This window comes from Bradyrhizobium sp. Leo170 (assembly GCF_004296405.1).
Lineage (GTDB): Bacteria > Pseudomonadota > Alphaproteobacteria > Rhizobiales > Xanthobacteraceae > Bradyrhizobium.
Map to the genome: position 1 here is coordinate 1 of NZ_PSRR01000390.1, position 7,601 is coordinate 7,601.

At 62.9% G+C, this 7,601-nt stretch carries 10 protein-coding genes; 4 read left to right on the forward strand and 6 right to left on the reverse strand.

Annotated elements, in window-relative coordinates; all coding sequences use genetic code 11:
* Window positions 1-136 precede the first annotated feature (136 nt).
* The 5 genes from CWO89_RS37960 to CWO89_RS37980 form a co-directional block, all read right to left on the reverse strand.
* On the reverse strand, window positions 137-622 hold the full coding sequence (locus CWO89_RS37960; protein ID WP_130583472.1) for a F0F1 ATP synthase subunit B family protein: 486 nt from the start codon (window positions 620-622) through the stop codon (window positions 137-139).
* On the reverse strand, window positions 622-1,191 hold the full coding sequence (locus tag CWO89_RS37965; RefSeq protein ID WP_130583473.1) for a F0F1 ATP synthase subunit B family protein: 570 nt from the start codon (window positions 1,189-1,191) through the stop codon (window positions 622-624). Before CWO89_RS37965 ends, CWO89_RS37960 begins: the two co-directional genes overlap by 1 nt.
* 57 nt (window positions 1,192-1,248) lie before the next feature.
* Complete coding sequence (locus tag CWO89_RS37970; RefSeq protein ID WP_027537362.1) at window positions 1,249-1,479, reverse strand: F0F1 ATP synthase subunit C; 231 nt, start codon at window positions 1,477-1,479, stop codon at window positions 1,249-1,251.
* A 52-nt stretch (window positions 1,480-1,531) separates the two neighbouring features.
* Entirely contained in the window at window positions 1,532-2,281 is a 750-nt protein-coding gene (locus CWO89_RS37975; protein WP_130583474.1) for a F0F1 ATP synthase subunit A, read from the reverse strand.
* Window positions 2,282-2,352: 71 nt separating this feature from the next.
* Complete coding sequence (locus CWO89_RS37980; protein ID WP_130583480.1) at window positions 2,353-2,724, reverse strand: AtpZ/AtpI family protein; 372 nt, start codon at window positions 2,722-2,724, stop codon at window positions 2,353-2,355.
* Between the two features lie 272 nt (window positions 2,725-2,996).
* Between CWO89_RS37980 and CWO89_RS37985 the strand changes: the two genes are divergently transcribed.
* Genes CWO89_RS37985 through CWO89_RS37995 form a run of 3 tightly spaced genes read left to right on the forward strand, consistent with a single transcriptional unit; the run spans window position 2,997 to window position 4,671 of the window.
* A complete protein-coding gene (locus tag CWO89_RS37985; RefSeq protein ID WP_130583475.1) occupies window positions 2,997-3,632 on the forward strand; it encodes a 2-hydroxychromene-2-carboxylate isomerase in 636 nt (211 codons plus the stop codon).
* Between the two features lie 29 nt (window positions 3,633-3,661).
* Complete coding sequence (locus CWO89_RS37990) at window positions 3,662-4,180, forward strand: hypothetical protein (RefSeq protein WP_130583476.1); 519 nt, start codon at window positions 3,662-3,664, stop codon at window positions 4,178-4,180.
* Window positions 4,181-4,206: 26 nt separating this feature from the next.
* On the forward strand, window positions 4,207-4,671 hold the full coding sequence (locus CWO89_RS37995) for a secondary thiamine-phosphate synthase enzyme YjbQ (protein ID WP_130583477.1): 465 nt from the start codon (window positions 4,207-4,209) through the stop codon (window positions 4,669-4,671).
* 206 nt (window positions 4,672-4,877) lie between these two features.
* Here CWO89_RS37995 and CWO89_RS38000 read toward each other — a convergent pair whose 3' ends face one another.
* Window positions 4,878-6,503, reverse strand: a complete 1,626-nt coding sequence (locus CWO89_RS38000; RefSeq protein WP_207234654.1) for an MFS transporter — start codon at window positions 6,501-6,503, stop codon at window positions 4,878-4,880.
* 351 nt (window positions 6,504-6,854) lie between these two features.
* On the opposite strand from CWO89_RS38000, the gene CWO89_RS38005 reads away from it, so the two are divergent.
* A complete protein-coding gene (locus tag CWO89_RS38005) occupies window positions 6,855-7,529 on the forward strand; it encodes a response regulator (RefSeq protein WP_130583479.1) in 675 nt (224 codons plus the stop codon).
* Window positions 7,530-7,601: the final 72 nt, after the last annotated feature.

The following is a 7,601-nucleotide window of genomic DNA, read 5'->3' on the forward strand; positions in this document are numbered from 1 at the left end:
GAAGCGTGCCCACCATCCACGTTCGGTGCAAGAAAGGTGGGCACGCTTCGCTTTTGCCCACCCTACAAGACAGTCCCAAACAAAAAAGCCGGCGCGATCATCTCGCGCCGGCTTTTTTGATTTGCGTTGAAGCCGCTCAGTTCAGCTTGGAACGAACCTCGGCGATTCCCTTGGCGAGGAGGTCGTCGGCGACGGAGCCCTTGACCGACTGCGACAGGATGGTGGACGCCGCCGTCACGGCGGCATCCGCCGCAGCGGCACGGACATCCGCCAAAGCCTGGGCTTCGGCGAGCGCGATCTTGTTCTCGGCGGTCTTGGTCCGCCGCGCGACAAAATCTTCCATCTTCGTCTTGGCTTCAGCCGCGATGCGTTCGGCGTCCGCCTTGGCGCTCGCGACGATTTCCTCCGCCTCGCGCTCGGCAGTCGTGCGCTTGGCCTTGTATTCGGCGAGCAGCTTTGCGGCCTCTTCCTTCAGGCGGCGAGCGTCGTCGAGTTCGGCCTTGATGCGTTCGCTGCGGTTGTCCAGCGCCTTCAGCACCGTGCGATGGATGCCGAGATAGGCAAACACCACCATCAGGATGACGAAGGCGATCGCAACCCAGGTTTCCGGCTCGGTCAACATCAGGCTTGTCCCTTCAGCGAGGCGTCGACGGCGCCGTTCACCGCAGCGCCATCCGGCGCCACGCCGGTTAGCCGCTGCACGATCGCGGTCGCCGCGTCCGCCGCGATGCCGCGGACATTGCTCATCGCCGCCGCCCGCGTCGCCGCGATGGTTTTCTCGGCGTCGTGGAGCTTGGCTGTAAGCTTGTCCTCCAGCACCTTGCGTTCGGCTTCGGAGGCCGCGTTCAGCTTCTCGCGGGTCTCGCTGCTGATGGCCTGAGCGCGGGAGCGCGCGGCCGCCAGGTCGTTCTCATAAGCCTTCAGCGCAGCCGCGGACTCGTCCTTGAGCTTTTGCGCTTCCGCCAAATCGCCCTCGATCATGTTCTGGCGCGCTTCGATCACGCCGCCGACACGCGGCAGCGCGAAACGCGACACGATGATGTAGAGCACGACAAAGGCGATAGCCAGCGACACCAGTTGCGAGGCGAAGGTGGACGAATCGAACGGAGGGAAAGCTCCGCCGTGGCCGCCATCGGCTTCGGTGTGGGCGCCGGCCTTCTGGCCTGATGCTTCGCCATGACTCTCAGCCATGGTGTTCTCCTGTAGCTGTCACGGACGCCGCCCGCAGGCGGCGCAAAAGTGTACCGCTCAGAGCGGAACGAACAGCAAGAGCAACGCGATCAGCAGCGAGAAGATGCCGAGCGCTTCGGTCACGGCGAAGCCGAAGATCAGGTTGCCGAACTGGCCCTGGGCGGCGGACGGATTGCGCACCGCGGCGGCAAGGTAGTTCCCGAAGATAACGCCGACGCCGACGCCCGCACCGCCCATGCCGATGCACGCGATGCCCGCGCCGATAAGTTTAGCTGCTGCCGGTTCCATAGTTTGCTCCTTGGAGAGAAAGACAGATGTGGGTGGAAATTCCCCGGACCGCTCAGTGTCCCGGATGAATGGCGTCGTTGAGGTAGATGCAGGTCAGGATCGCAAACACGTAGGCTTGCAGGAAAGCGACCAGCAATTCGAGCGCGGTCAATGCGACCGTGAGGGCCAGCGGCATCACACCGCCGAGCCAGCCGATGGCGCCCAGCGAGACGCCGAGCATCGCGACGAAACCCGCGAACACCTTCAGCGCGATATGGCCGGCCAGCATGTTGGCGAACAGACGCACGCTGTGCGAGACCGGCCGCAGGAAGAACGACAGGATCTCGATGAACATGACCAGCGGCAGGATGTAGATCGGAACGCCGGACGGCACGAAAATCTTGAAGAACTTCAGTCCGTTCTTGTAGACGCCGTAGATCAGGACGGTGAAGAACACGAGCAGCGCGAGCGCTGCGGTGACGATCAGGTGGCTCGAAATCGTGAACGTGTAGGGGATGATGCCCACGAGGTTCGAGACGCAGATGAACATGAACAGCGAGAAGATCAGCGGGAAGAACTTCATGCCTTCCGCGCCGGCGGTGCTGCGGATGGTGCTGGCGACGAACTCGTAAGAGATTTCGGCGACCGACTGCAGGCGCCCCGGAACCAGTTGCCGGCCGCTCGCCAGCATCAGTACCGAGATCAACGCCACCGCCACGAACATGTAGAGCGTCGAATTGGTGAAGGCGATCGTGTGATCGCCGATATGGCCGATCGTGAAGAGGGGCTCGATATTGAACTGGTGGATCGGATCGATTTTCATCCGCGCGGCTCTTGGTCCCCCGGCTTATCCGCCGGCAATCGAATTACAGATGTCGTGACTTCCGCCAGAACTCAGCGCTTGCCTGAGGCCACGCCTGCAGACCTCACCACGTTGACCACGCCGGCCGTGAAGCCGAGCAGCAGGAACACGATGAGACCGAACGGCGATGTCGACAGCAGACGGTCGAATCCCCAGCCAATCACCGCCCCGACGACAACGCCCGCAACCAATTCCGAGGAAAGCCGGAAACCGAGCGCCATAGCGGAAGCTCTGGCGGCACCGTCTCCGCTTTCAGTTCCGGATTGATCAGTCCTGATTTTGCGGCTGTCGCGTATTTCGGACAACCGATGATCCAGACTTCCGAGCCTTGCGGAAAGCGCAGCTTCGTCGGACGACGACTGGTCGCGATTTCCACTTGCGTTGTCGTTTTTGTTTTCCGCCATGCGGCAGACACTAAACGATGCTGCGGTTGATGGAAATTGCGCCGCCACCCTCAAAAGCCGCGCGGACCATACTTACCGCGTCCGATCAAGTCAAGATTGCGTAACGACCAGTTAGCGCATTGATTCGATTGCACTTCTTTGGAGATATTCCAGATGTCTGCGACCTGTCATCGCAACGCAACAGCGGACATTCAGGCCGCGGCGGTCTTGCACCGGTCGGGACGCTCTGTTGGGATGGGCGCATCATCGCACCAATCCCGCTCGGAGCCGTCATGTCGCGCCAGGTCGACTACTACTTCTCGTTTCAATCTCCCTGGGCCTATATCGGTCACCAGCCGTTCCGCGATCTCGTCACTGGCTTTGATCTCAAGGTGAACTACAAGCCGGTGGTGCTGGTCGACCTGTTCTCGGAGACCGGCGGCTTGCCGCTTCTCAAGCGCCACCCGGTGCGGCAACGTTATCGGATGGTGGAATTGCAGCGCTGGCGCGACCGGCGCGGATTGCAGTTTCATCTCAAGCCCGCGCACTGGCCCTTCAATGCCCGCCTTAATGCCCGCCTTGCAGACGGCGCGGTCATCGCTGCGATCGAGCTGGGGCTCTATCCCGATCTTTTCCTGAAGCGCGGTTTTGTCGCGGTCTGGGAGGACCAGCTCGATCTCGCCGATCCCGCGACAGTGGCGCGCCTTGCCGACGAAGCGGGCCTGCCCGGCAGCAAGCTGGTGGAACGTTCCGCTTCGGAGGCGATCAGCGCGGCCTATGAGCAGAACCGTCAGGATGCGATAACGGCCGACGTATTCGGCTCGCCCGCCTATGTGCTGGATGGCGAGGTATTTTGGGGGCAGGACCGGCTGGATTTGCTCGCCGATGCATTGAAGTCGGGCAGGCCGCCCTATACGTCGGATGTATAGGGGCACGCTGATCTTGCGGGAGGAAGCCGATGCGAAACTCATCCTCGAAAGTTTCCACGGTCCTGGCCGGTGTGGCGTTGAGCTTGAGCCTGAGCGGCACAGCCTTTGCCCAATCCCGGCCGGATACCGAGAACGGCCGTTACGCGCTGTCAACCACCGCCGATGGCGTGCTGCGGCTCGACACGCGGACCGGCACGGTCTCAACCTGCAACAATAATTCGGGTACGGGCTGGGCCTGCTATGCCGTGCCCGACGAGCGCACCGCGATGGACGCGGAAATCGGCCGGCTGCAGGCCGAGAACGAGACGCTCAAGGCCGAGCTCGCGCAGCGCGATCCGACCACCACCGGCAAGACCGACGAGGTGTTGCCGAAATCGGATTCGCTGAAGAAAAGCGAGCCGAAGGTCGCCGAGGGCGGACGCAGGATCGAAATCCCGTTGCCGAGCGATCAGGATATGGACCGCATGATGTCGTTCCTCGAGCGAGCCTGGCGCCGCCTGGTCGAGATGGCCAACCGCGTGCAGCGCGACGCGTCGGGGAAGATTTAGTTCGTTTGTAGATAGGTCCTTCGTTCATGACCTCACTCTCGCGCAGCGCCCCATCAATCGCCAGTGCCACCACCATCGTGTCATCGCTACTGACCGTGCACACGCCGGGCGTTGGCTTCACCAACCTCACATCGGAGGTCGCAAAATTCCTGCGCGAGGCGCGCGGGGCCGAGGGGCAAGTGACGCTGTTCATCCGCCACACCTCGGCGTCGCTGACCATCCAGGAGAATGCCGATCCGACCGTGCTCGAGGATCTCCTCACCGTGCTGCGCCGCCTCGCGCCCGAGAATGGCGGATGGCGCCATGACACCGAAGGTCCCGACGACATGCCGGCGCATATCAAGACCATGCTGACGTCGACCTCGCTCCAGGTTCCGGTACTCGAAGGCGAATTCGCGCTCGGCACCTGGCAAGCGATCTACCTGATCGAGCATCGCGCCAGGCCGCACCGGCGCGAGGTCGTGCTGCAATTCGTCGGAAGCACAAAATGACGCAGATCGTCTCTCCTCACGGGAAGCTCCGTAGCCCGGGTGAAGCGCCAGCGTAACCCGGGACCGCTGGTAGATGTCGACACAAGTGTCCCGGGTTGCGCTGCGCTCCACCCGGGCTACGAAACTTGGAGATCAGCCAGCTCAAAGAAAATCGGCCGCGGATCGCTCCGCGGCCGATCGAGCAAACGCTGGAAGCGCGATTCGTCTCAGGTCTTGCTGATATCGACGTCCTTGGTCTCCGGCAGGAACAGGAAACCGACCACCGCGGTGATCGCCGCGAAGATGATCGGGTACCAGAGGCCGGCATAGATGTCGCCGGTCGAGGCCACGATCGCGAACGCGGTCGCCGGCAGCAGGCCGCCGAACCAGCCGTTGCCGATGTGGTAGGGCAGCGACATCGAGGTGTAGCGGATGCGGGTCGGGAACAGTTCGACCAGCATGGCGGCGATCGGGCCGTAGACCATGGTGACGAAGAGCACCAGGATGAACAACAGCCCGATCACGGCCGCGACCTGCGGACGGAAGATGTCGAACGGGTGCGACATTTTCACGATGCCGGCGTCGCCCGTCTTCGGATAGCCCGCCGCCTGGATCGCCGCCAGCACCGCAGCATTGGAAGTCTTGGCGTCAGCGTAAGGCACTTCCTTGCCGTTGACGACGACCTTCACGCCGGAGCCGGCCGGGCCGGAGGTCGTCGCGTACTTCACCGACGACTGGGCGAGGTAGGCACGCGCGGTGTCGCAAGGCGCGGTGAAGACGCGGGTGCCGACCGGGTTGAACAGGTCGCCGCAGCCCTTGGGATCGGCCACCACCTCGACCTTGGTCGATTCGATCGCCTTTTCCAGCGCGGGGTTGGCGTTGGTGGTGATCATCTTGAAGATCGGGATGAAGGTCAGCGCAGCGATCGCGCAGCCGGCGAGGATGATCGGCTTGCGGCCGATCTTGTCGGACAGCATGCCGAACACGATGAAGAAACCGGTGCCGAGCAGGAGCGACCAGGCAATCAGGAGGTTGGCGGTGTAGCCGTCGACCTTCAGGATCGATTGCAGGAAGAACAGCGCGTAGAACTGGCCCGTGTACCAGACCACGCCCTGGCCCATGGTGCCGCCAATCAGGGCGAGCAGCACGATCTTGGCGTTGGCCCAGTTGGCGAAGGCTTCCGTCAGCGGTGCCTTGGAACTCTTGCCCTCGTCCTTCATGCGCTGGAACACCGGCGATTCGTTCAGCCGCAGCCGGATCCAGACGGAGATACCGAGCAGCAGCACCGACACCAGGAACGGAATGCGCCAGCCCCATTCCGCAAAGGCCTGCTCGCCGGTCATTGTGCGGGTGAACAGGATCACTAGCAGCGACAGGAACAGGCCGAGCGTGGCGGTGGTCTGGATGAAGGAGGTGTAGTAGCCGCGCTTGCCCTGCGGGGAATGCTCGGCGACATAGGTTGCTGCACCGCCATATTCTCCGCCGAGCGCAAGGCCCTGCAGCAGGCGCAACGCGATCAGGATGACCGGCGCGGCGATGCCGATGGTGGCGGCGTTGGGCAACAGGCCGACGATGAAGGTCGACAGGCCCATGATCAGGATGGTCACAAGGAATGTGTATTTGCGGCCGACGATGTCACCGACGCGGCCGAACACGATGGCGCCGAACGGACGCACCAGGAAGCCGGCGGCGAAGGCCAGCAGGGCGAAAATGTCGCGAGTCGCCGGCGGATAGGCCGAGAAGAACTGCGCGCCGATGATGCTGGCCAGCGATCCGTACAGGTAGAAGTCGTACCACTCGAAGACGGTACCGAGCGAGGAGGCAAGGATGACGAAGCGTTCATCCTTTGTCATGCCGCCAGGGCGCGCCGAACTTGCAGTCATTGTGGACATCTGGATCATTCCCCCCAAATTATTGCTGGTGAACTCGCCTGCCGAGTTCGGCCGGATGAGCTACGGGCTTGGAAGGAGGGTAACATCGCGGCAAAAGCCGCCCCAATACGACTTTCGGCCCTTTTCACGCCCTTCCACGCTGCGAGGAGTTGCCGGTTGCGCGGTCCCGATCCGGACTTCGGCCCGCGTGTTGCGACGCACAAGCGCGCGCATTAACTGCTTCGACAGACGGTAGAATTACGGCTTGCACGCAGCCTTCGCTCGGAGGACAAGGGACAAAAAAGGGGGCGGCGACCCGCTCAAGAGATACCGATGACCGTTGCTGTCCAGACCCATCTTGTCATCGCCGATGACCATCCGCTGTTCCGCGATGCGCTGCGGCAGGCAGTCGCGAGCGTCGTCAGTGCGGCCGCCATTACCGAAGCAGGTTCGTTCGACGAGCTCACCGCCTTGCTCGAGAAGGACGCTGACGTTGACCTAATTCTGCTCGACCTGACCATGCCGGGGATCAGCGGCTTCTCCGGCCTGATCTATCTGCGCGCGCAGTATCCGGCGATTCCGGTGGTGATCGTATCAGCCAGCGATGATGCCACCACGATCCGCCGCTCGCTTGATTTCGGCGCGTCGGGCTTCATCCCGAAGCGCTTCGGCGTCGATACGCTGCGCGATGCCATCATGAAGGTGATGGACGGCGACGTCTGGGTTCCCGCCGACACCGACCTGTCGTCGGCCGGCGATCCCGAGATGGCGCGGCTGCGTGACCGGCTGGTGACGCTGACGCCGCAGCAGGTGCGTGTCCTGATGATGCTGTCGGAGGGGTTGCTCAACAAGCAGATCGCCTACGAGCTCGGCGTCTCCGAAGCCACCATCAAGGCGCATGTGTCCGCGATCCTGCAAAAGCTCGGCGTCGAAAGCCGAACCCAGGCCGTGATCGCCGCTGCCAAGATCGCCGGCGGCCAATGGCGCCAGGGCACGCCGCAGGTGTGATCAGCCACACCTGAATTGTAGGGTGGGCAGAGCGAAGCGTGCCCACCATCAAGCATCCCGCCCGTGGTGGTG